The sequence below is a fragment of the Ruegeria sp. B10 genome (genome assembly GCF_056539825.1).
The window spans coordinates 175210-198387 of the sequence record NZ_JBQFVP010000010.1 but is presented as its reverse complement, the minus strand read 5'-3'; the positions used below and the strand labels follow the sequence as shown (position 1 = coordinate 198387).

The 23178-nt window shown below is 58.1% G+C and carries 20 protein-coding genes and 2 pseudogenes; 4 read left to right on the top strand and 18 right to left on the bottom strand.

Translation table 11 applies throughout. From position 1 onward, the window contains the following. The first annotated feature begins 97 nt into the window (after nucleotides 1–97). Nucleotides 98–805, top strand: coding sequence for a response regulator transcription factor (locus tag ACR0J4_RS15450; RefSeq protein ID WP_170641125.1), 708 nt, complete (start codon nucleotides 98–100; stop codon nucleotides 803–805). Then, entirely contained in the window at nucleotides 802–2943 is a 2142-nt protein-coding gene (locus ACR0J4_RS15445) for an ATP-binding protein (RefSeq protein ID WP_170641128.1), read from the top strand. Before ACR0J4_RS15450 ends, ACR0J4_RS15445 begins: the two co-directional genes overlap by 4 nt. Before the next feature lie 9 nt (nucleotides 2944–2952). Here the strand turns inward: ACR0J4_RS15445 and ACR0J4_RS15440 are convergent, their stop codons facing one another. From ACR0J4_RS15440 to ACR0J4_RS15415, 6 genes are all read right to left on the bottom strand, one after another. Further along, nucleotides 2953–4959, bottom strand: coding sequence for an adenylate/guanylate cyclase domain-containing protein (locus ACR0J4_RS15440; RefSeq protein ID WP_170641130.1), 2007 nt, complete (start codon nucleotides 4957–4959; stop codon nucleotides 2953–2955). Nucleotides 4960–5161: 202 nt separating this feature from the next. Then, a complete protein-coding gene (locus ACR0J4_RS15435; protein ID WP_170376954.1) occupies nucleotides 5162–6427 on the bottom strand; it encodes an ABC transporter permease in 1266 nt (421 codons plus the stop codon). Further along, a complete protein-coding gene (locus tag ACR0J4_RS15430) occupies nucleotides 6424–7230 on the bottom strand; it encodes a taurine ABC transporter ATP-binding protein (protein ID WP_170376956.1) in 807 nt (268 codons plus the stop codon). Before ACR0J4_RS15430 ends, ACR0J4_RS15435 begins: the two co-directional genes overlap by 4 nt. 69 nt (nucleotides 7231–7299) lie before the next feature. Beyond that, nucleotides 7300–8295 carry a taurine ABC transporter substrate-binding protein gene (locus ACR0J4_RS15425; RefSeq protein ID WP_170641131.1) on the bottom strand — a complete coding sequence of 332 codons (996 nt, stop codon included), beginning with the start codon at nucleotides 8293–8295 and terminating at the stop codon, nucleotides 7300–7302. 331 nt (nucleotides 8296–8626) lie between these two features. Next, on the bottom strand, nucleotides 8627–9007 hold the full coding sequence (locus ACR0J4_RS15420) for a carboxymuconolactone decarboxylase family protein (RefSeq protein ID WP_170641132.1): 381 nt from the start codon (nucleotides 9005–9007) through the stop codon (nucleotides 8627–8629). Between the two features lie 168 nt (nucleotides 9008–9175). Beyond that, the gene (locus ACR0J4_RS15415) at nucleotides 9176–10273 is read right to left on the bottom strand and encodes an aromatic ring-hydroxylating oxygenase subunit alpha (RefSeq protein ID WP_170641133.1); all 1098 of its coding nucleotides are present in this window, start codon (nucleotides 10271–10273) and stop codon (nucleotides 9176–9178) included. Nucleotides 10274–10407: 134 nt separating this feature from the next. Here ACR0J4_RS15415 and ACR0J4_RS15410 point away from each other — a divergent pair, with 134 nt between their 5' ends. Then, on the top strand, nucleotides 10408–12885 hold the full coding sequence (locus ACR0J4_RS15410; protein WP_170641134.1) for an FAD-dependent oxidoreductase: 2478 nt from the start codon (nucleotides 10408–10410) through the stop codon (nucleotides 12883–12885). 67 nt (nucleotides 12886–12952) lie between these two features. Further along, nucleotides 12953–14056: an enolase C-terminal domain-like protein gene (locus ACR0J4_RS15405; protein WP_170641135.1), complete on the top strand. Its 1104-nt coding sequence runs from the start codon at nucleotides 12953–12955 to the stop codon at nucleotides 14054–14056. 5 nt (nucleotides 14057–14061) lie between these two features. Here ACR0J4_RS15405 and ACR0J4_RS15400 read toward each other — a convergent pair whose 3' ends face one another. The 12 genes and pseudogenes from ACR0J4_RS15400 to napG form a co-directional block, all read right to left on the bottom strand. Further along, a complete protein-coding gene (locus ACR0J4_RS15400) occupies nucleotides 14062–15021 on the bottom strand; it encodes a Rossmann-fold NAD(P)-binding domain-containing protein (protein WP_170641137.1) in 960 nt (319 codons plus the stop codon). A gap of 11 nt (nucleotides 15022–15032) precedes the next feature. After that, nucleotides 15033–16160, bottom strand: coding sequence for an aminotransferase (locus tag ACR0J4_RS15395; protein WP_170641139.1), 1128 nt, complete (start codon nucleotides 16158–16160; stop codon nucleotides 15033–15035). Between the two features lie 21 nt (nucleotides 16161–16181). Further along, on the bottom strand, nucleotides 16182–17135 hold the full coding sequence (locus ACR0J4_RS15390) for an ornithine cyclodeaminase family protein (protein ID WP_170554888.1): 954 nt from the start codon (nucleotides 17133–17135) through the stop codon (nucleotides 16182–16184). A gap of 93 nt (nucleotides 17136–17228) precedes the next feature. Then, on the bottom strand, nucleotides 17229–18218 hold the full coding sequence (locus ACR0J4_RS15385) for a pyridoxal-phosphate dependent enzyme (RefSeq protein ID WP_170641141.1): 990 nt from the start codon (nucleotides 18216–18218) through the stop codon (nucleotides 17229–17231). Nucleotides 18219–18331: 113 nt separating this feature from the next. Further along, entirely contained in the window at nucleotides 18332–19312 is a 981-nt protein-coding gene (locus ACR0J4_RS15380) for a LysR family transcriptional regulator (protein ID WP_170641143.1), read from the bottom strand. Between the two features lie 169 nt (nucleotides 19313–19481). After that, nucleotides 19482–19593: pseudogene (locus ACR0J4_RS15375) on the bottom strand (IS5/IS1182 family transposase); the annotation flags it as partial. A 45-nt stretch (nucleotides 19594–19638) separates the two neighbouring features. Beyond that, nucleotides 19639–19880: pseudogene (locus tag ACR0J4_RS15370) on the bottom strand (transposase); the annotation flags it as partial. Nucleotides 19881–19975: 95 nt separating this feature from the next. Continuing rightward, nucleotides 19976–20239 (bottom strand): hypothetical protein, encoded by a 264-nt coding sequence (locus ACR0J4_RS15365; RefSeq protein WP_170641145.1) that lies wholly within the window; start codon nucleotides 20237–20239, stop codon nucleotides 19976–19978. 13 nt (nucleotides 20240–20252) lie between these two features. After that, nucleotides 20253–20945, bottom strand: coding sequence for a NapC/NirT family cytochrome c (locus ACR0J4_RS15360; RefSeq protein WP_170641147.1), 693 nt, complete (start codon nucleotides 20943–20945; stop codon nucleotides 20253–20255). 29 nt (nucleotides 20946–20974) lie between these two features. Further along, the gene (locus tag ACR0J4_RS15355) at nucleotides 20975–21412 is read right to left on the bottom strand and encodes a nitrate reductase cytochrome c-type subunit (protein ID WP_170641149.1); all 438 of its coding nucleotides are present in this window, start codon (nucleotides 21410–21412) and stop codon (nucleotides 20975–20977) included. A gap of 12 nt (nucleotides 21413–21424) precedes the next feature. Beyond that, nucleotides 21425–22342, bottom strand: coding sequence for a quinol dehydrogenase ferredoxin subunit NapH (gene napH / locus ACR0J4_RS15350; RefSeq protein ID WP_170641151.1), 918 nt, complete (start codon nucleotides 22340–22342; stop codon nucleotides 21425–21427). Beyond that, entirely contained in the window at nucleotides 22339–23157 is an 819-nt protein-coding gene (gene napG, locus ACR0J4_RS15345; protein ID WP_170641153.1) for a ferredoxin-type protein NapG, read from the bottom strand. Before napG ends, napH begins: the two co-directional genes overlap by 4 nt. Nucleotides 23158–23178: the final 21 nt, after the last annotated feature.

The window sequence follows — 23178 nt, the reverse complement described above, 5'->3', positions numbered from 1 at the left end:
GGCTGAACATATTCCAAAAAGAGTGTGGGGATGGTTTGGACGAAAACACTCACACGTGCCAAGCTGTGTTTAGAAACAGACAGGTAGGACCGCAGAGTTGAAGAAGTTGAACGTATTGTTGGTAGAGGACGACCCGTCATTGCTTGCTCTGACGTCCGCGCTCCTTCGGCCGCATTACAATGTTCTTCAGGCGTCCAATGTTGCGGATGCGCGCGCGACGCTTGCGTCTCAATCGGTGGATATCGCTTTGCTGGACCTCGGATTGCCGGATGAGGACGGTCTGGTACTGGCGCGTTCCATGCGGGCGAAATCGGCGCATCCTCCGATTATCTTCGTGTCGTCCCGAAACAGCGCCAGCGACAAGATCAGCGGGTTGGACATTGGGGGGGACGACTATCTGACCAAGCCGTTTGACCCGGATGAGCTTTTGTCCCGGATCAACGCAGTGCTCAGGCGCACAAACCCCCAGGCGCATATGCCGCGGCAGGATACCAAGGTCCGGCTGGGAGAGATCGAAATTGATCTGGACAGTCGACAGGTCTGGAACGCCCAGCACGAGGTCATACCCGTCACGCGGGCCGAATTCGACGTGCTGATGGCTATCGTAAACGCGAACGGTCGGGTGCTGTCCCGCTCGGTGCTGTTGGATGCGGTCGCCCTGTCGCCGGATCATGACGCCGGAGAGCGAACAATTGACGCTCTGGTTGCCAAGATCCGCAGGAAGCTGTCGGATGGCGGCGATGGTCCAAAGATCATCGTGACGGTCCACGGGGTCGGCTATCGACTGGGGGTGACACGACAGTGAAACCGCGCGCCTTCATATATGACGAACCGATCAACGCGGTCACCCAGAACTTTCTGGACAAGAAGTTCGAGGCCCAATACCGCGATTGGTACTTCGAATCCACGCGCGGGCAATTCCGCACAGCGCTACTGTTTGGCGCGTCTTTCTACGTCGTCTTTGCCTTTCTTGAGGTTTTTGTCCTGCATTCCCGCAGCTTCTCTGGTCAGGATCTGGCCGTTTGGGGCGCGCGGCTGTTCATCATCTCGTTTATTTTTGGGCTTTTCTTTTTTTCGCACAAACTTCCGGCGCGCACATTGCCCGTGATCATCTCCACCGGCTGGTCGATGATGTATCTGGCCATCTGGGCCGCCTTCGCCTTTTCCGGGGATCATGAATCCAAGGACTTCCTGTATCGCTTTGCGCTGATCAGCCTTGCGGGCACCGTTTTCCTGCCCTTTGTCTTTTCCCACTCGGCCGCGTTGCAACTTTTGCTGTTCGTGCCTGTCTCATACTATCTGGTGTTCGACAAAACGAGCCTGAGCAGCGGGATGGACACCTGGATCGGCCCCTCCTTCGTTCTGGCTTCTACTGTTCTGATTGGTCTCTATGCGAAGTTCTTTTCCGAACGCACGCTGCGGGCCAATTTCGTGCAGAGCGTCTATCTGGAAAAAGCGCGCAACGATGCGGAAAAGGCGAATGAGGCGAAATCCCAGTTTCTGGCAACTGCAAGCCATGAGCTGCGCACGCCGCTGAATGGCATCGTGGGCAATATCCGCCTGATCAAATTGACCCCGCAGGACCCCGAGTCCCTAGACCAGAGACTGGATGAGATTGAACGCTCCAGCCTTGCGATGCGAAATCTCATCGACGATGTCCTCAACATCGCGCGTCTTGAGGAAAAGCCCGAAGATCGCGAGTTCCGAACCTTCAACCTGTCCGAGGTTCTGCAAGACCTCGAGGCCGTCTTGCGCCCGCTGGCCCGATCGAAGAACGTACAGTTGATCATCCCGCAGTTTGACGATGGCGTTTATCTCAGCGGCAACAGTGGCCACCTTAGACACATTCTGCTGAACCTACTGGGCAATGCGGTGAAATTCACGAATGAAGGCTCGGTCACGTTGTCTTTTGAGCAATCAAAGCAGTCGGTGGCCTTTACGGTCAGCGATACTGGCATTGGTGTGCCCGAAGATCAGGTCAAAGATATCTTTGAACCCTTCACGCAGGCCTCGAACATCGACTCGCGCAAAACAGGTGGAACCGGGCTGGGGCTTTCGATTGTGCGTGGGCTTGTCTCAACGCTGAACGGGCAGGTGTCGGTCAAAAGCAATCTGGGCGAGGGGACTGTGTTCCGGGTCGAAGTGCCTTTCCACGCAGCCCCGGCCCCAAGCCCGCGATCCGAGATGGCGGGTTTTGCAGCCACGGTCGGGACAAAGCAAAACGTTCTGATCATCGAGGACGACCCGACCAGCATGGAGATCCTCAAAAGCCTGCTGGAGAGGGATGGTCACACGGTCACCGCCGCGGCCAACGGCAAAGAGGCAATTGCCCGCTTCCGTCCAGATGACACAGATTGCATTCTAACCGATATCCGACTGCCCGATACGACTGGCGTTCAATTGGCGCGCGACCTGAAGCAGATTGCCAAGGAAACGGGATTGGACAAGTCAATCACCACTATTGCAGTGACTGCCAACGTAATGCCCGAAGATCTGGATGAATACACGAACGCTGGCTTTGACGCGGTTGTCTCAAAGCCTCTGGATGAGCGAGTGCTATATGGCGCCATGCGAGCCTCACTCGGGCAGCCATCCCCTGAGATATCGTACATTCCAAATACCGATGACACCAAGGAACGCCTGAGGAAATTCCTGAGCAATGAAGAGTTGGATCAGGTTTTCCTGACATTCCGCGAGTCGCTCGAAGACTGCTATGTCGAGCTTAAGAAAGCGCAGGGGCAGGGCGACAGGGACCGGATCGAGTTCCTCGTTCACCGTGTCTATGGTAGCGTCTCCAGTTTTGGAGAGACGGAATTGGCCGCCAAGGCACAATCGGTCGAGGGGCTTTTGCGAAGCGGCGCCGAGAATTATAGCGCTGAGTTGGACAAGCTGATTCAATCCTGCGGGGTTGTCATTCAGGGTCTTAAAAGACAGGCCTCATGATGTGATCTGTCAAAGCGCGGCCTGCGCCCGTTTGATCATCACCACTGATGCCGGGTCGCCACCGCGTAGCGTGTCGGCAGATTTGAACGCATCGATGGCCTGGGCAAAACGCCCGGCCCGGAAATGCGCTAGGCCAGACTCGTAGGCCGCGATCCAAGCTGGCGGTTCAGGCGTGTCGCCGGCCATTGCGATCAGTTCAAAGACGACCAATTCCTCGGTGCGGCCCGCGATCTCCATCGTGTCCAATTCACGGGCAATGATCGCATTGCCCGCTTCGCGCCGGGTTTCGGGGCCGATCAGGATTGCAGTGCCGTAGGTTTTGTTGACGCCTTCCAACCGGCTGGCCACGTTCACCACGTCGCCAATTGCGGTGTAGTTCAAGCGATGCTCGGACCCGATATTGCCAACCAGTGCTTCTCCGCTGTTCAATCCGATACGCACGTGCAAGGCCTCGTCCGACTGGCTTTGCAGGGCCGAGTTTTCAATGTCTTCCACCAATTCCAACGCGGCACGGCAGGCGTGTTCCGCGTGGTTCGGATTCTGCCTTGGCGCACCCCAGAAAGCCATCACAGCGTCGCCGATGAACTTGTCGAGCGTCCCGTCATGGCGTTCGATCGTAGAAGAGGCCGCGTTGAAAAACGGCTCCATCAGTTCCACGACCTTTGGGCCGTGTTTCTCGGCCAGACCGGTGAAGCCAGACACGTCGCAGAACAGGACCGAGATTTGTTTGGTCTCGCCACCGGGTTGCGATTTCACACCTGCGGCGACCAGCATTTTCACCAGATCGGTCGGCACGTATTTCCGAAAGGCCGACAGCCCGGCCGCCATGCTCGCCGTCGCAGCCGAGAGGTTCTCGAGCTCGACCAAACGCGAGGGACGACGTGAGACCTGCTCGACATCGAACCGCTCAATCCGGCTGAGGTCTTCAGCGACGCGTGACAGCGGGTTGGCAACGACCCGGCGCACCAGCCAGATTGCGGCGATGGTCGCCAAGGCCACCACGCCCAGCAGGATGTAGACCAGATTGACCAGCGTCCGGTCGATCCCGGACAGAAAGGCCGATTCCGGGATAACCGTCGCCACACGCCAACCGTAAAAACCCAGCGGTGTCAAAGCGACCGCATAAGCCACGTCGTCGTAGACGATCCGTTTCGTCAGGGTGCCCGCAACGACCCCGTCTGCGTCGGTCAGCAGTTTCTGGCCCGAGAGTTTCGCCACTTCGTACAGCTCTCCCTCACCCATGCGGGCGGGGGTGATTTCGTCCGCGTTGGGATCGGGCACGGCAATGACCTTGCCATCGGCGCTGAGGATAAAGGCCGCACCGAACTCACCGGGGCGCAGGGAGCCCAGAAAGCGGGACAGGCGGTCGGTATCAATGGCAACCGACAGCACGCCTTGCCGTTGGCGACGTACATCGATTGGGCCGGAATATGCAAACACCGTTTTGTCGCTGTTTGGCAGATCACGCACTTCGATCCAATCTGGCGTGTCGCGGTCGATGAAGTTGTCATACCAAGGATGATCGCGTGGGTCGTAGTCTGTCTCGGCAAAGCTGCGTTCTTCGAACTGAATGTCGCCGGGGATGAAGATATAGCGGTCTCTACGCAGCTTCCTGTCTTGAATGTTCTCGTCGATCTCGATCATCTCAAGCCCGCTATCCCCCAGCCGGTGGGCTGCAAAGAAATTACCATCGGGCCAGCCGAATGTGATCCATGAGATATTTGGCTGAGATTGCAGCTGAGACAAGAATACAAATTCCCGCTTGTCGGCCTGACGTGTCTCGATCACGTTTTGAATGAAGATCGTTCGGACAGCGGCCCAGGCAGCCTCGGCGGATCTGAGGGTTAGGCCAACCTCAATACGGACCGTGTTCGAGATCTGGCTGTTGATCTCGGCGGCCAACATCTGACTGTTGTCCCGCGCCGTTGTCCACCACAGAGAATGCACAATGAAGGTTGACACGCCGATGGACAAAGCGACGAGCATTGACACAGCGATCCCAACAGTGACACGCATTGAAGCTCCACGGCGGCCTATAGCGACTGGCGCTGCAATGCGGACAGTCAGGTTCTAGGTCAAGTCTAGGGGCTGCAACCGTCAGTTGCCAGTTGGTTTCAATCTGCGCGCTAACTTGTGTAGTTGGCGAGAGAAACGCTTGGACAGAAAAACCGGCAGATCGACGAGCGGGTCGATCTGCCGGCGTTTTTGGTTTCTTAGGTCAGCTACGACCTTTCCATGGAACCAGCACGTTCTCGGCCTTGCGCATCAGGATATCGATGCCGTAGCCGATAATGCCAATCAGGACGATGCCCATGATCACGATGTCGGTCAGCTGGAACTTCGAGGCCGCGATGATCATCATACCAGCCCCTTTCTGCGCCGCGACCAGCTCCGCCGCAACAACTGTTCCCCAGCAGACGCCCATCGCGACCCGCGCACCCGTGAAGATCTCGGGCAGAGAGTTCGGGACGATCACGTGACGCATGATCTGCCATTTGGATGCACCCAGCGAATAGGCCGCGTGGATCTTGGAGATATTCACACCCGAAACCCCCGCACGTGCGGCAATGGTCATGATCCAAAGGGCGGCAAGGAACAGCAGAACGATCTTGCCGGTCTCCCAGATGCCGAACCAGATGATGACCAGCGGGATCAGCGCCAGCGGAGGGACGGGTCGCATGAACTCGACAATCGGGTCGAACCAACCGCGGAACCAGCCCGACAAGCCCATCGCATAGCCCAACGGAATACCCACGATGGCCCCTGCGATGAAGCCTGCGATGACGCGAAGCAACGACCAACCCAAGTGCTGCCAGAGCGAGAAGTTCTGATAGCCTTCATTGGCGATCTCGAAGAAACGCGCAACGACCGTTTCCGGCGCAGGTAGCCAGATCGGGTTCATTTGCAAACCCTGCGCTGGCGTAAAGCTGATGGCGCCCTTCCCGGTCAGCGATACAGTGCCGTCGCCAACATTGACTTTTGCGTCAGGACCGATCGGATTGCCATTGATCGCGATGATCTTTGCGCCATCTGCGCGTTTGGCGTCGTCGTTCTTGTCAAACAAGATGGTCGAGGACCGCCCGGTTGGCGCAGCAAATGCATCGTCTTTGGCGAAGCCCGTACCGGGATCAACCTCGAAGTCTTCTGCATCTTCTCCAAAGGGTGGGACGCGGATGAAGACGGTGGCGTCATCGGTCGTGCCGTCTGCATTCTCGACGGTGTAAGTAAATTGGGTTTCCCCCACAAACGGCCCCGGAACGTGCAGGGGGATCAGTTTCGATCCTGTGAATGCCGCCCAGATCACGAAGATTACCAGAATCGAGATGATCGAGGCTGCGCGATCCGCGCGTACAGCGCTTTCATCGCCAAAGGTCACAGTTTTCAGGCTGGTAAAGTCCTGACGGCTTTGCAGGCCCTTGCGCAGCAGGTGAACGATCAGAAACGCGCCGCCGAACAGGCCGATATAAAACAGAAGTACGATCATGATGCTTGCTCCGTCCGGCCCATGATTTCTTCTTCCATTTCCCAGATCATGGACAGGATTTCATCTCGGGTTTCGGCGAAACCTTCGGATTTTTTGACATCGCGAAGGTCGGCGTTCACGCCGCGTTCCGCGAAAGGCAGATTGTATTCCTTGTGGATGCGCCCCGGACGTGGGGCCATCACGATCAAGCGTTCACCCAGCAGCAGGGCCTCTTCGACCGAGTGGGTGATCAGGATGATGGTTTTACCCGTTTCTTTCCAGAGCTTAAGGACCAAGCCTTGCATCTTTTCCCGGGTCAGCGCATCCAGCGCGCCCAAAGGTTCATCCATCAGGATCACGTCAGGCTCATTCGCCAGACACCGGGCCAGGGCCACGCGCTGCTGCATACCGCCCGAAAGCTCATAAACGGCCTTTTCCTTAAAGTCCTGAAGGCCGACGACCTCAAGAAGATGGTCCGAGATCTTATCGCGCTCTTCCTTGGGCATGCCCTTCATGCGCGGGCCGAATTCCACATTTTCGCGCACGTTCATCCATTCGAACAAGGCGCCTTTCTGAAACACCATGCCGCGTTCCGCGTCTGGCCCTTCGACCACGTGGCCATTTAGCTCGACCCGGCCCGAGGTGGGCGCAAGGAAGCCCGCGACGATGTTCAGCAACGTTGTCTTGCCGCATCCCGAGGGCCCGAGGACCGAGACCAACTCACCTTCTTTAAGGCTGAGCGTGACGTCCTGAAGGGCCTGTACCGAGGTGCCGTTGGGCAAGTCAAAGCGCATGGACAAATCAATGATGTCCAGTTCAGGCATTCCGTTTCCTTCCTGCTGTTGTTTCCGAAGGCCAGCCGGATGACCGGCCCCCGGAATATGTATGTTTTATTAGTTGGACGCGGCTGCCAGCGGCGCGCTATTTACAGCGCCCTCATAGGAGTCCAGCGCCGAGTCGATGCTGCCCGCATCCACAAAGACGTTGGCAACGCCGCCCATGAACTCATGCGCGCCACCACCCAGCCATTTGTCAGACAGCTGCTCTTCGGCGGAGGGGAAGGTGAAGGTCGCGATGGTTGCCTCGGCATCGGCCAGGTCCATACCTGCATCCTTTGCAATCGCGGCCAGCATCTCATCCTTGGAGTCACCCGCGTTCCACTGCGCGTTTGCGTCAGCAGTCACTTTGAGGAACTTGGACAGCAGTTCAGGCTCTTCCTGAATGAACGAGGTCGGTGCACTCGTTACGTCGAACACCAGAATGCCAAGCTCTTCCTTTTCGGCGCCGGTCAACAGGATGTTGCCGTGGTCGAGCATACGACGCAGCGCGCCACCCCAGCCGCAGACCATGTCCAGGTTACCCTGAGCAAAGGCTGCCGCGCCATCGGCGGGTGCCATGTCGACGATTTCGAGCGAGCTGGTATCCACACCGAAATGGGCCATCTGAGACAGGAACCCGTAGTGCGCGGCTGTGCCGATCGGAACACCGACTTTCTTGCCGTTCAACTCGCCGGCGTTGGTCTTGTCGATTTCCAGAGCTTCGGCGACGACGCAGTTGTCATTGTCCGAATAGCTAACCGCAACATCGACGGCCTGCAGGTCCTGACCAGCTGATGTGGCCACAACGAACGGCGGAACGCCTTGGCTTACAGCTATCTGAACATCGCCGGATGCCATAGCAGCCGACATCGCAGTCCCGGTGTCGAAGGACACCCAGTTGATCTTGACGCCCATCTCTTCTTCATAGGTGCCGTTGGCCTTGGCGTATTGGAACGGCATCGGCCATTCGAGGAAATAGGCGACGGTGATTTCATCCGCAGCCGCTGCTTGTGATGCCGAAAACGCGGCAAGACCGGCGCAGGCCGTTGAGAGCAGATACTTTTTGATCATTGGTTTATGTTCTCCCTGTTGTGATGATCATTTTTTTATATGGCCCGACTTTTTGTCTGACCGATACCTGAGACAATAGACCCAAGATGGTGAAACAGCGAAACAAATTGTGCTGCGGCGCTGTAAAAACCGGGGGCAGCGCTGCGAAATTGAGCGCGAAGGCGCGCAAAATCCGTTTGGCAGCCCTGCCGGGAATTGCTGTTTGTTTTCAAAATGGTATCATTTTGAAGCGTCCCTGCGCGCGGTTGCGCCAAAGACGTCTGGCAAAGTAGGATTGGGCTGGTGTTTGCTGCCAGGATCGACACCTCTGATCGCTGTTCCAAAGCGGGCGTCATAGTAGATCCCGTTCCTCCAGCACCTTGCGCGCGACGCGGAAGCATTCAAGCGATTGAGGAACACCGCAATAGATTCCAACCACGTGAATGATCGACTGGATTTCCTCCTTGGTGACGCCGTTGTTTAGCGCGCCGTTACAGTGGATTTCCCATTCATGCATCTTGCCCAACGCCCCCAGCATGGCGAGGTTCATCATCGAGCGTGTTTTGGCGTCAATCGTGCCGTCGCCCCAGCCAAAGCCCCAGCACCAGGCAGTCATGGCCTCCTGAAACGGGCGAGTAAAGTCATCCGCCGCCGCAAGGTTCTTTTCCACATATTCTGCGCCCAGGGTCGATTTGCGTTGCTTTAGCCCGGTTTCGAACAGGGTGTCATCCATAGGTCTTCCTCGTGATTATGCGACCCGTTGACTATTGGTCAGTCAATCCGGCAGACGGGTCTCCTGCCAGATGGGACTTGCCTTTATATCCAAATTCAAAAGCAATGAGTCGCAGGTCAACCTGCGTAGTGGCAGGTTCTACCGTACGGAATCCAAAAGCGATTCAGGTCAGGCGGGGGTTTCCACGCCGTCCCGCATCCATTGCTGCAGCCGGGCGATGGAATGTTCGCTCATCACGCCGCATTTGGGGTCCAGAACCAGTGGGCCGGGCACATAGCCCTTTGACTTGAGGCCGCGATACACAGATTCGACCAAGCGAATATCCTCGGCCACGGTGGTCTCGCGATCCTGTACAGCCAGCCCACGGATCACGTCGCTTTCATGGCCGCCTTCCGTATACCAGCCCCGCCAGACGGTACATGTGTCCACGGTTTCGGCCCGCCAGTGATAGGTGTTTAGCACATTCCCGGGATAGCACTGGAAGGAGAACATGGGCCACAGGAACCACGACTGATAGTCGCCGGCATGGGGCACCGACAGGTCAATCGGATAGGTCATCTTGTCCAGCGCCTGACACTCTGTCGTGTGGCGCAGCACGTAGCCGCCTTGCTCGTCTGGCCGGATGTCATAGGTTTCCGGCTTCACCACACCTTCAGCAAAGGTGGGGTGGTTCGATGGGCAATGATAGCATTCCGAATAGTTCTCGACCGAGACCTTCCAATTGCAATCCTCCGGAATCTCGACCCATTCCAACGGCGCGAGGTCATCTATATGGGGTACGAATTCGGCAATTTCTTTACGTACGCCGGGATACCAGTGGTCCATCGGGGCGGCATCTTTGTCGAGATTGACGAAGATGAAACCCAGAAAAATCTCGGTCCGAACTTCGGTTAGGCAGATTTTTTCCCGTTCAAAGCCGGGTACCGATTTGATGTTGGGCCCAGCGCGCAGCCCGCCCGTCAGCTCATACGTCCATTGGTGATAGGGGCAGACCACAACACGGGTGTTGCCGGTCCCGGTCACCATCTCATGCGCGCGGTGTTGACACACGTTGTAGAAGGTGCGCACCACCTCATCCCTACCGCGAATGGCAAACAGGTTCTGACCAGCAATCTGAAAGGCAAAATAGTCACCCACATTCGGGATATCGGCCGCATGTCCTGCGAATTGCCATGTCCGCGCCAGCAGCCCGTTCATCTCATCTTCGAAGACGGCGGGATCGGTGTAGTAGCGGGCCTCGAGCGAGTGGATGAGCGGCTTGGTCATGATGGATCCTCAACTTGGAAACCGAGGGGCTTGCCTTGGGTAGCGTTCATTTGTGTCGTTATGTGTTGACCGTGGTACATTTGTTTGATTATCAAATCCACAGAAATCTGCGACTCTGGAACAGGAATCCTGCGATGTCCAAGAAAGAACTGCCCGAACGCGCAAAGGTCGTCATTGTTGGCGGCGGGGTCATGGGCTGTGGCCTGGCCTACCACCTTGGCCACGAAGGATGGGGGGAGGAGACCATTCTGCTGGAAAAGGCCGAGCTGACCAGCGGCTCGACCTGGCACGCGGCGGGCCAGATCACGCATTCCACAAGCTCTTATGGGCTGGGCAAGATGGTCGACTACAATATCGGCCTCTATTCGAAAACGCTGGAAGAAGAGACCGGTCAGGCCGTCACGTGGCACGGTTGCGGCTCGTTCCGACTGGCCTATACCGAGGATGAGATGGACTGGCTGCGCCACACACTGTCCGTCGGTCGCGCCCTGGGCTTCAAAATTGAGCTGGTGGGCCCCGAGTTCATTGCCGAAAAGCACCCGTTCTACAATCTCGACGGTGTCCTAGGCGCGCTATACACGCCCGATGATGGCCATGTTGACCCTTCGAACTTGACCATGGCCATGGCGGCGGGTGCGCGGCAGAAAGGTGTGAAGATCTTCCGCCATTGCCGCGCGACCAACATCACGCAGAACGATGCAGGCGAATGGGTGGTCGAGACCGAACAGGGCACGATCACCTGCGAACATGTGGTCAATGCGGGTGGCACCTATGCGCGGCAGATGGGCGAATGGTCGGATCTTCAACTGCCCATGACCTCGATGACGCACCACTATTTTGTCACCGAAAACGTGCCCGAATTTCAGGATCTGGATAAGGAACTGCCGGTGATCCGCGATGACAAGATGGTCTCGGGCTATATCCGGATGGAACAGAAAAAGGGCCTGATCGGGATCTATGAGAAAGAGAACTCGAACTCAGTTTGGCATGATGAATGCCCATGGGAGTATGAGAACTGGCTTTTTGAGGCCGACTATGACCGCGTTATGCCCTGGTTGGAAAACTCGCTGGTGCGGATGCCGATCTTTGCCGAACTGGGTATTGCCCGCGAGGTGCACGGTGCAATCAGCCACCCGCCCGATGGCAACCCGATGGTTGGTCCGGCGCCGGGCGTCAAGAACTACTGGTGCTGCTGCGGCACGCAGATCGGCATCGGCTGGGGTCCGGGTCTGACTCGCGAACTGGCGAAATGGATGGTTCACGGCGCTGCCGATATCAACATGCGCGACTATGACCCGCGCCGCTTTGGCAGCTACGCCAAGAAAGACTGGCAGGTCGTCAAGGCGCATGAAGACTATAAGCTGCGTCACGAGATCCCCTTTCCGCATTTCAACCGTCTTGAGGGGCGTCCGATCAAACCGTCTCCGCTATATGAGATCCTCAAGGAAAAAGGTGCGGTTTATGAGGAGGTCTTCGGCCACGAACGCCCCCGCTGGTTTGCCCGAAATGGCGTGGAACAGCGCGACCACTACTCGTTCCGCCGCAACGAGGTCTTCGACATGGTTGCGGTGGAATGTCAGGCCGTGCGTGAGCGCGTGGGGATCATGGACGTGACCGCCTTCACCAAGGTTGAGGTCTCGGGGCCGGATGCCTATGCGCTGCTGGATCGCCTGACCGCGAACAAGATGCCTCAGAAAGACGGTTCGATCACGCTGACTCATTTCTTGAACCGCAGAGGGCGGATCGAGCTTGAGACCACGATCGTGCGCATGGCCGAAGATCGCTACTATCTGGTCTGCGCCGCGTTTTTCGAACAACGCCTTGTGGATCACCTGAACCAGAACCTCGCGGGAGAGACCGTCTCCGTTAAAACGCTCTCCGAAGATTGGTCGGCTTTGTCCCTGAACGGGCCAAAATCCCGCGAGGTGCTGGCCCAATGCACCGATGCTGACCTGTCCAATGCCGGTTTCCGGTGGTTGTCGGCGCGGGAAATCACCATCGCCGGGCACAAGGTCTGGGCCTTCCGCATGTCATATGCGGGTGAATTGGGCTGGGAATTCCACATGCCGGATGAAGCTTGCGTTGACGTCTACAACGCGCTTTGGGCCGCAGGAGAGGCATTCGGGATCGAGAACTACGGCTCGTTCGCGATGAACAGCTTGCGGATGGAGAAAGCCTTCCCTGGCGCCGGTGAGCTGACCAATGAGGTCACTTTGCCCGAGGCGAATGTGGGCCGATTCTTCAAACTGGACAAAGAGTATCTGGGGGTTGAAGCCACGCGGGCCAGCGCCGCACAGGCCCAAGCCGGTCAAATGCCTTGGATCTGCGCCTATCTTGAAATCGAGCCGGACGGCATCGAAGACGGTCATGGGGGTGAGGCGATCCGGATCGACGGCAAGGTCGTTGGCGCGACGGCTTCGGTTGCCTATGGTCATAGCGTCGGCAAGATCCTCGCCTTTGCTTTCGTCAAGCCGCATGTGAATGTCCCTGGCACTGAGGTTGAGGTCGTGATTGCCGGCAGCCCGCGCAATGGGCGTATCCTTGGCGAAGCGGCCTATGATCCGAAGTCCGAGCGTCCCAGAACGGATGTTCCAGCCGCCGTTCCCGCATAAACACGAAGGGGGTAGGGCGCGCGTTTCTGCCCCCCTCAACACGCTCTGCGCCAAAAGGAAGCCTCAGTTGAAGATCACCCGCATTGCCGTTTGGGAAGTCCCTCTGACCAGCCATGAAACCTATTACATGGCGGATGGGAAAACCTGCGATACAACGACGTCAGTGGTTCTGCGGCTTGATACGGATACAGGTTTGCAGGGCTGGGGGGAAGTCTGCCCGATCCCTCATTATCTGCCGGCCTATGCCAAGGGTGTCGTTCCGGCCGTGACCGAGTTGGCCCCGGTCTTGATCGGGGCCGATCCTGTTGGACCCGAGGCTTTGATGGAGAAACTGAACGCATACCTTCCGGGCCACGACTATGCGAAATCGGCCATTGATACGGCGCTTTGGGATCTGACTGCGCAGGCCGCCGATCTGCCTTTGCACAAGCTTTTGGGTGGGCGCCAGGTTAAAGATATGCCGCTCTATCATTCGATCACATGCGTCGCCCCGGATGAAATGGCCCGGATGGCGCGCGACGCGCATGACAAAGGTATGCGCCAGTTTCAAGTCAAGCTGGGTGCGGATGCAGACTGGCAAACGGATGTCGAGCGATTGGCCAAAGTGCGTGAGGCAGTTGGCCCCGGCCCGCTGGTCTATGGGGATTGGAACTGCGGCAGCGATGCGTTGACAGCGATCCGCGTGGGACGTGCGGCGTCCCATCTGGATGTGATGCTGGAACAACCCTGCGCGACGCTGGAAGAATGCGCCCATGTTCAGCGCGCAACCGGTCTGCCGATGAAGATCGACGAGAACGCCTTAGATATTGCCACTGTCATTCAGGCGCATCAGTTGGGTTGTATGCAGGCCGTTGCGTTGAAACTATCCAAGATGAGCGGCCTGTCCGCTATGCGCCAGATCCGCGACCTGTGCCTGACCCTGGGCACACAGATGTGTGTCGAGGACACCTGGGGTAGCGATATCACTACGGCCGCGCTGTTACATCTGGCCGCCTCGACCCCTGCGCGCGGGATCATGAATACCTGTGACCTCAGCCACTATGTCGGCCCCCGCCTCGCACCGGATGGGCCAGTGCGCGAAAGGGGCCGTATTGCCCCAACCGAAGGTGTTGGGCTTGGGGTGACCCCCGATACCGAAGTCTTGGGTCAGCCCGTTGCGATCCTTGACTAAGCTGTCTACGCCAGTTGTCCGGTTTCTATCTGCAAGGAGCTTGAGATTGCAATGTCCTGAGCCGCCAGCCCTGTCAGATCCGCGACGGTGATCTGATCAGCCGATTGCCGACCGGGATGCGCTCCAGACAGAATGTTCCCGAGTATGACAACATCGGCCTCGGTGAGTTGGCCGGTCTTGGCAAGGGTCTGGAACTCACCATGATCCAGACATTGCTGAGGCGCGTCGCAGACCAGTAGATCGGCGCGGGTGATCAGATCTGCCTCAAGCTCCTGTTTGCCGGGGCAATCGGCTCCGATGGCCGAGATATGCGTGCCCGGTTGTACCCAGTCACTTGCGATCAGAAAGCTCTGAGCGGGTGTTGTCGTGATGATAGCCTGCGCCGTCTTGGAGGCCGAGGGCAGGTCATCGGCGCGTTCAGCCTTTATCCCCATTGAGATCAGGTCTTCGGCTGTCGCCTTGGCCTGATCCAGGGACCGCCCCCAGATTTGGAAAGACAGACGGCGATCCGGGATCAACTGTTGCAGACACTTCGCCTGATGGCGGGCCTGCAAGCCGGTGCCGACGATCAGCACATTCTCAAACCCCTCAACCGCAAGCGCCTGCGTCGCCAATGCCCCGCCGATACCGGTGCGGATATCGGTCAGCCAGCCCTCGTCCTGCAAAAAGGCCACCGGCGCACCGGTTTTGGCCGAAAAGACAAGGTTCATGCCGTTCGAGCTGGGCAAGCCTTTGGAGGGATTGTCGTAAAACCCGGTCGCGATCTTGATGACAAAGATATCGTCATCTTCGATATGGCCGGATTTGACGTGACAATCCCCTGCGGCCTCGGGGAAGCCCAGATAGGTGACGGGCGGGGTCTGAACCCGTCCCTGCGCCACGGCGGTATAGGCCGCGCGGATCGCATCGACGGCCTTGGGGAAGTCGAAACGATCCTGAATCTGCGCCTTGTCCAGCTGGATCATCCATGTCCCTCTCAGGTGGCGCTGTGACGGACCAGAAAGCCCGAGAATTTCTCAAGACCCGCTACCAGATCCGCCGTGGGATTGGTGTAACCCAGACGCAGCCAGCCCTCCATGTCCATGGCGCTGCCGGGGGTCAGCATCACGCCGTCCTCTTTCAGCAAGGTCACGCACAGTTCACGAGAGGACATGGGCAGATCGTATTTAAGCAGCGCGGTGGTGCCTGATTTCGGCTTGACCCATGAGATCAGAGGCTCCTGCGCGATCCAGTCTTCGACGATCTGCAGGTTCTCACGGGTGATTCGCTGGGCGCGATCCAGAATTTTGTCGCGATTTTCCAGCGCCATGGCGGCCAGCAGCTCATCGACCTGACCGACCGAGATGGTGTTGTAATCACGGTGGATCATCACGTCATGCAGCATATCCTTGGGCCCCGCGATCCAGCCAACGCGCAGTCCGGCCAGAGAATAGGCTTTGGACATCCCCGCTGTGCTGATCCCCTTTTCGTAGAGATCAGCGACCGCCGCCGTGAAGCCATCCTCTGTCTGATCGGTACCGCGATAGACCTCATCACACAGTAGCCATGCACCGACGCTGCGCGCGATCTCGACGATTTGTTCCAGAATCTCGCGATCCATCAGCGCGCCCGTTGGATTGTTGGGGTTGTTGATCGCGATCAGGCGCGTGTCGGGGCGGACCATGGCGCGCAATTCATCCAGATCGGGCAGGAACGCGTTTTCGGGCTTCAGGTGCAGTAACTCGATCTCGGCCCCAATGCTTTCGGGGATCGAGTAGTGCTGCTGATAGGTCGGGATCACCGAAATCACGTGATCCCCGCGCGCCACGAGGGCCTGATGCACCAGCGAGTTCGCCCCGATAGTGCCATGCGTGGTCAGGATGTTTTCGCGTGTCTGGTTTTCGTATAGGCTGCAAATCGCGTCGCGCAACCGGTCCGAGCCTTCGATCGCGCCATAGGTCATCTTCATCGCTGACAGGTCGTTCAGGATGCTGTTGTGCTGCCCGGCCATCTCGAACAGTTCACCCAGAGTTATGGATTCCACGCAGGTTTCCGCGAGGTTGAGGTCGCATTTCGTCTCGAACTCATTCATCCACATTTCGACGCCGAAAGGTCTGATATCCATGGGTCTCTCCTAGCTTTTTTGTTACGCCGAAGCCGCGTCATAGACGGCGCGGGCCATGAAGATGTCCTCCAGCCCCAACCCGATTGAGCGGAAGAAGACGGGTTTGTCGCCTGACGGTGTCTCGCAGGCCTCAACCTGCAATTCGGCCAGATCACCACGAATGCTGTCGGGGTGCCAACCGGCCTCGGCCGCCAGTTTCATTTCTCCGGCCGAACCGGGCGTAGTGGCGCGATAGTCGCAATAGACCTCGGCTATGGTCAGGAACGCCGGGTCGACCTCATGCGCGTTGGCGACATTTGTGCTGATCGAGGTGACCAATGTTCCCGCGGCCACTGACGCGGTGTCGAACACGGGCGTACCGGAAGAGGTGCAGAGCATGACGACATCCGCGTCCTGACCGGCGGCCTCGGCGCTGTCAGCCAGCTGGACGCGGCTATCTGTCGCCTGCCACTGGGCTGCCAGCTCGGCATTTTGCGCAAGGTTGGGGGAATAGACGCGAATGACGCCCCAGTCGCGCAGGGCCAGCACATGTTTCAGATGCGCTTGCGCCACCTTGCCGGAGCCGATGATCGACAAAACTTTTGCCTCAGGACGGGCGAGGTGGTCGACGGCCAAAGCGGTCGTGGCAGCGGTGCGTTCGGTTGTCAGCTCACCGGAATCGCACAGCATCAAGGGCTGACCGGTTTCCATCGACATGAGAACTGTCCACGCCGTGATCACGGGCTTGCCGGGGCGCACCAGATAGGGCGAGAGCTTGGCGCCAAACAGATCGCCCCCCGTGCTGGCGCCCAGATAGGTGATGAAATCGCCCTTGTCTTCGGGGAACAGGGTCAGGGTTTGCGGGGGTTGCACGGCTTGCCCGCGCCCAAGCTCGGTAAACAGCGCGCGCATCGCGGCCAGCGCGTCAACTGAGGGCAAAAGCGCGGCAACGTCTGAGGCGTTCAGCACGATTGCGGATTTGGAGGTGTCGGTCATGACGGAGTCCTTGGTCTTTCGGTGCGGGGCAATCCCCGATGTGTCTTAGCGGGAGGGACGCGGGCAGGAAATGCCCTTTCATCCACGTGGGGATCAGACCCCTGCGTCCTTGATCACCGACAGAAACGTCGGCAGGCCGATGTTGCGGCCACTCATGACGACGATGGCGCGATCGGGGGCCATCTCGCGGACCTCAGGGCTGAGCGCTGCGATCACCGAGGTGATTGAGCCGCCCTCGACAATCATACCTTCGCTATTGGCAAACCGGGCTATTTCAGGCACCAGCGCGTCCTCGGGGATCAGAACGGCGCGATCCATGAAATCGCGAATGATCGGAAAGGTATAGCGATTGCGCAGGCCGATTGCCCCCGTGATGCTGCTGGCGAGGCTTGGGAATTCCTCGACATGGACCGGTTTGCCCGCCTCAAGACTGCGCACCATGCCCGGTTCGACCTCCATCGACGACCCGACAACGGAGATCTTGGGTGAGATCGACTTGGTGGCCAGCGCAATGCCAGACAAAAGACCGCCACCGGACAAAGGCGCGATGATCATGTCCGCATCGGGCAAATCGGTCAGCGCCTCTAGCGCGATCGTGCCTTGCCCTGCGATGACGTTCAGATCGTCAAAGGGATCGGCCCAGGTATAGCTGTGCTGCTCCATCAGCCGATCCGCGTGATCCTGCGCCTCGTCCTGGGTGTCGCCATGCACGATCACCTCAGCCCCAAGGTCGCGCATTGCCTGACGTTTGTTTTCCGGACAGAGCGAGCAGACGACCACACGCGCCGTGATCCCCAGACGTTTGGACAGATAGGCGACGGCCCTGCCGTGATTGCCGCTGGAGACGGCAATGATCCCGCGCGCGCGTTCCTCGGCGGTCAGTTGCAGAATACGGTTTGAGGCCCCCCTCAGTTTGAAGCTGCCCGTGGTTTGCAGGTTCTCCAGCTTCAGCCAGATTTCAAAACCCGCGCGCTCCGACAGGGCCTCGGAAAACACCAGGGGTGTCTTGCGCACGATGGGCGCAATCCGTTGTGCGGTGCACATGATTTCTTGCAGCGAGACATAGCTGTCGGGGGTCGTCATGTCAGGGGTCCTGCCGTTGCGTTCGATGCCATCGGGACACCATGTCAGAAATCGGATGCGAGAAAATCTATTTTTTCTGAAGTGAACTTTTTGCGGTGCAAAAGTGAGGGCGCTCAGGTTTGAGTTTCAGCCAGCGCGGCCAGAAACAGATCGACGCGTTTGTCCCCGTGGCCCTTGCGGGAGACCAGCTGAATATCGGTGTCATAGGCAAAGACCTGCGGTAGAACTGATTTCAGCTCACCTCGCTCGATCCATGGCTCGCAGGCGTGGCGGGGCAGGTAGCCGAGGTAAAGGCCGCTAAGGACCATCGCTAGCATCCCCTCCATTGTGGCCGCAGTTGCCGTGCTGGTGAAAGGCCCGGGTGCCTGATGCCGGTCGCGATCATCAAAGCTGCGTTTGGAAAATCGCGCTTTGGTCACTGCCTCTTCGATTTCGTCGGGATCCTGGAGATCATAGATCGGATTCGACCACCCGCAGCACAACAGCTGCTGTTCGACATAGACTGTTTCGCCGCGAAGCGAGGGGGACAATTCCTGAAACGGCCCGACGGCGATGTTGAGTTCATTGTTCAGCAAGGCGCGCTCCATTTGAGGGGCGCTCATTATGGTGATGTTCAGCGAAATCTCCGGCGCTCGCGCGGCAAACCTCTGGATCACCTTGTAGATCGGACACGAGAGATTGGTCAGAATCGCATCGTCCATCGCGATGTTGAATGGACCCTGCATGTCGCTCGTATAGGCCTGAACCGACCTGTTGAAGGACCCGATCGCAACGCTGAGCGAGCGGAGTTCCTGATACACGAGAAGCCCCCCTTCGGTCAGCTGAAACCCACCGCGTCCGCGGTCACACAGGCGAAAGCCCAGCCGCGTTTCCAGGTTCGAGATTGCGGCGCTGACGGCAGACAAGCTCATGTTCAGCCCATATTGCGCGGGGGATAGCCCTCCGGCCTCGACGACATGGGCAAACACCTGCAAAAGCTTCATGTCCGCATCTTGCAAACGCAGTTGAACAGCGGACGTTCCGCCCTGATTAGCCGTACGCAAGTCTTGGGTCTTGTTTTTCAATTGTTCCGCCAGTCGCTGATCCGGTTTCACCACTATCTTTAAGTTAGGACGAACAAGAGGTGCAACTCTCAGAGCGTGTAGAAGCCGGAATAGCTGAAACGCCAAAACCCTAAGGTCCGCAAGGCAATCTTTCGCTTTAAGTACATGGCGCAGAGGCCAGCATCAAAACCTGTGACCCAACACCTAGGGTCAGGATGCAAATCCAAAAAATGACCGTTGCTGCGAGGGCGATTGCAAAAAGAAAGACTTTGGCGGCGATCACAACGTGTCGCCACGCACATCTAATCCCTGAACCTACCAAACAGGATCTCGCATCACTTCCAGGCAGCGCATAGCGGGGCGATGTCCCGAAAGGGGATCACCATGGTTTTTTCCTCGCAATATTCGGCAGCTGGGCCGACCATCATTTGAGTAAAGTGCTTTTCTCGCTCTTACGCTTCCATCGACTGCAGAGCGTCTTGCGCCGCACGTAGACCTCGAGCGCGTCTCGCCATTATGTCCCACAACGATTGATGAAGAAAAGCTCGCTCAGCACTCGTCCATCATCGACCCGTGGCCTGCCGAGCGACTTCGTGAAGAAAGGGGAAAGTTTGGCCATCTGCTCGTCGCTCAGTCAGAACAGATCGGTCGTGCCATCGCTCCGTTTCCAAGACGTGCATGATGCAACGCATCGAAAATCAATGCATCCTGACTCTATGGCCTGACTTGCGTTCCTTTAATTCGGATAACGCTCCCTAAACCGCCCGCACATACGCCAACCAGTATTGCAATCACGAGCTCAAGAGTTTCGATTTGAGCAAATTTAAAGCCGGCAAAGACCAGTGTTTCGAACACGCCGACAAGCCCGCCCAGCGCCGCGCCCAACCAAATTTGTCTGGTCATCATTCCCAGCGCAAGCCCAAGAATGCCGGGCAGGCTGAGGATGTTTCCACCGATTGTTCCAAGTATATCTAACATTTCTGCCCCCTTCTTAATCGGTGTTGGTGTTGAGGAAGGACCGGATATCATTGCCCGAAACCGCCGCCTGTTTGTGCAGCGGTTTGCCATCAACCGCTTCGGCTATGTCCTGATAGGTCTCAAGATATCCCGGTGGCAGGCTGTGAGCGATGCCCTGGTGGCAGTCGATACAGGTCATCCCTGTGTCAATCGCACGCTGATGCTCGCTGGCGGCGCGTGTCTCCTGCAAGGTAAAGTCCATATAGTCGAAGTTGTGACAGTTCCGGCATTCGCGGCTGTCGGATTCCTTCATCTTCTTCCAAACCGCCGAGGCCATTGCGAGACGGTGATCCTCGTATTTCTCGGGGGTGCTGATGGTACCTGCTAGTTCGTGATAGACATCTTTCACGGCCATGATCTTGGCTTTGATCTTGTGGTTCCACTCATCCGGCACGTGACAATCTGAACAGATCGCGCGCACGCCCGAGTGGTTGTTGTAGTGGATCGTCTCGCGGTATTCTCCCAGATTGGTTTCCATCGTATGGCAGGACACGCAGAATTCTTCGGTATTTGTCAGTTCAAGCGTCCAGTGAAAACCACCCCAGAACAGGATACCCCCCAGAAAGCCGGCCAAGATCAAAAACCCCGAACTGAACAAAACAGCCGGTGTCCAGAACGCGTTCCACAAGCGACCGATCCAGCCGCGTTTTTCAGGAGAGTCTGCCATCTTGGTGCTCCTTTCAATCATACGTTGGATTAGTTGCTGTGGGATGGTTCAAACAAGTTATCGACCAAGGTAGGCGCATTTACCTGCGGCACGTGGCACTGATTGCAGAAATACCGGGTCCCTGCGATGTGATCCAACTCATTGCCGTCGCGATCGAGATAGTGGGTCATCGACAAGGTGGGCGCGTTGCGTTCGCCCGCAACTGTCCAATCATGGCAGGACAGGCACTGGTTGGTCCGCGTGTCGATCTGGTATTGTTCGATAGAATGTGGGATCAGCGGCGGCTGCTGCCGGTAGTTCCGAACTATGCGACCTTCCATCGTTTTGTGGACTTGATCCAGCGGGACCGTTTCATCCACTTCGCCGCCTCGTAGAGTCTCGACCTGGGTAGATTGCGCAAGGGCGAACCCGCTGAGGAGTACGACTGGGATCAGGGCGGCGACGCCTGTCAGGATTGGCTTGTTCATCTGTGCACTCCCTTAGATAGGTCTGGCTGTACGCGCATCGGGCGCGGGAACGGGATCGAAAGGCGCGACGACGTGGTCGTCGAACCGGTTAGTAAACTTGAAGACATCCACGGCACATGCATCGATGCAGCGGCCGCAATTCGAGCAATCGGGCGACAGGATCAGCGGCGTCGCGTCCCGTTTGCCTTTCAGCGCTGGCGAGATGACCTGGTTCTCCGGGCAGACGGCGTAGCAATCCATGCAGTCATTGCAGGCCGTCCGGTTGGCGGCGCTGACACGCAGCAGGCTTTTACTGCCGATCAGGCCATAGAAGGCGCCGACGGGGCAGATATGGCCACACCAACCGTGACGGGCGACGACCAGATCAAAGATGAAGATCGCTGTGATCAGTGCCCAGACAAAGCCCGCGCCGAAAATCAGTCCGCGATGCAGCATGGTGATCGGATTGACCAACTCCCACGCGATGGCGCCAGTCAGGCCCGAGACGATCAGGACCGTCGCCAGTATCCACAGACGGGTGCTGCGTTTGGGTTGCCAGCCTTTGGGCAGGTCCAGCTTGCGGTGCAACCAGTTGGCGGCATCAGTCACCGGGTTGATCGGACAGACCCACGAACAATAGACGCGCCCGCCAATCAGCGCATAGGCGACCAGAACGATGATCCCGCCGATCAGGGCGGTCAGTTCCGGCCAGTGCCCAGCCACATAGCTTTGCAGCAGCACAAACGGATCTGTCAGGGGCAGAATGCCAAGGGTCAGCGACCCCGCCAACGTTCCCTGCACGATCCAGAGACCGAACCATGGCCCCAGCAGAAACAACGCCAAAAAGAACAGTTGGCTTGTCCGACGCAGCAGCAGGAACTTGTGCGCACCGACCCAGCCTTTGGCCTCAATAGCCTCCTGACCAATCGGAACATGAGTGTGAGCGCTCATTGGCCTGCCCCCGGTAGGTTATAGGAGGGCGCAAAGCCGCCCGGCGCGGCCAGATTGTCTGTGCCAGGCCCCGGCAGGCGGTCGGGTAGGTCGATCAATCCGTCCACAAGCGGACCGCCGTGGCTTTCTTTTTCTTCCCAGCCCTTGCGATAGTGGTCCGCGCTGCTACCGCGCGCCAATCGGGCGGGCAGTACTTTGATCGCAGCTTCGGGTAGAACACAGCTTTTCTCGCACATACCGCAGCCGGTGCAGCGGTCGGCATGGACGGTGGGGATGAACATCGCATGGTGGCCTGAACGCGCGTTGTGCGCGGTTTCCAGGGTGATTGCGTCGTCAATAACGGGGCAGACGCGGTAACAGACATCGCAGCGCAGACCGAGGAAGTTCAGGCAGTTTTCCTGATCGACCAGAACTGCAACGCCCATGTTGGCATCATCGATATTGTCCAAACCCGGGTCCAGCGCGCCGGTGGGACAAGCGGCAACACAGGGGATGTCATCGCACATCTCGCACGGCACATCGCGGGCGGTGAAATAGGGCGTGCCGGTCGCAACGGCATCGACCCCAAGTTCCGCCAGTTTCAGGGTATCGTAAGGACAGTCCCGCACGCAAAGCCCGCAGCGGATACAAGCCGACAGGAAATCTTTCTCAGACAATGCGCCGGGCGGGCGCAAGGCTTCCGCCGGAAGCGCGCGGGCATCGCGCGCCAACCAGGCCAGCAATGACCCGGCGACTACGCAGCCACCTGCCGCGCGCGCCGAATCCTGCAGGAAGCGACGCCGTTGCGGCGAGATAGGAGTACCGGTCAGGGACATGGGGACAACCTTTGCGATCCT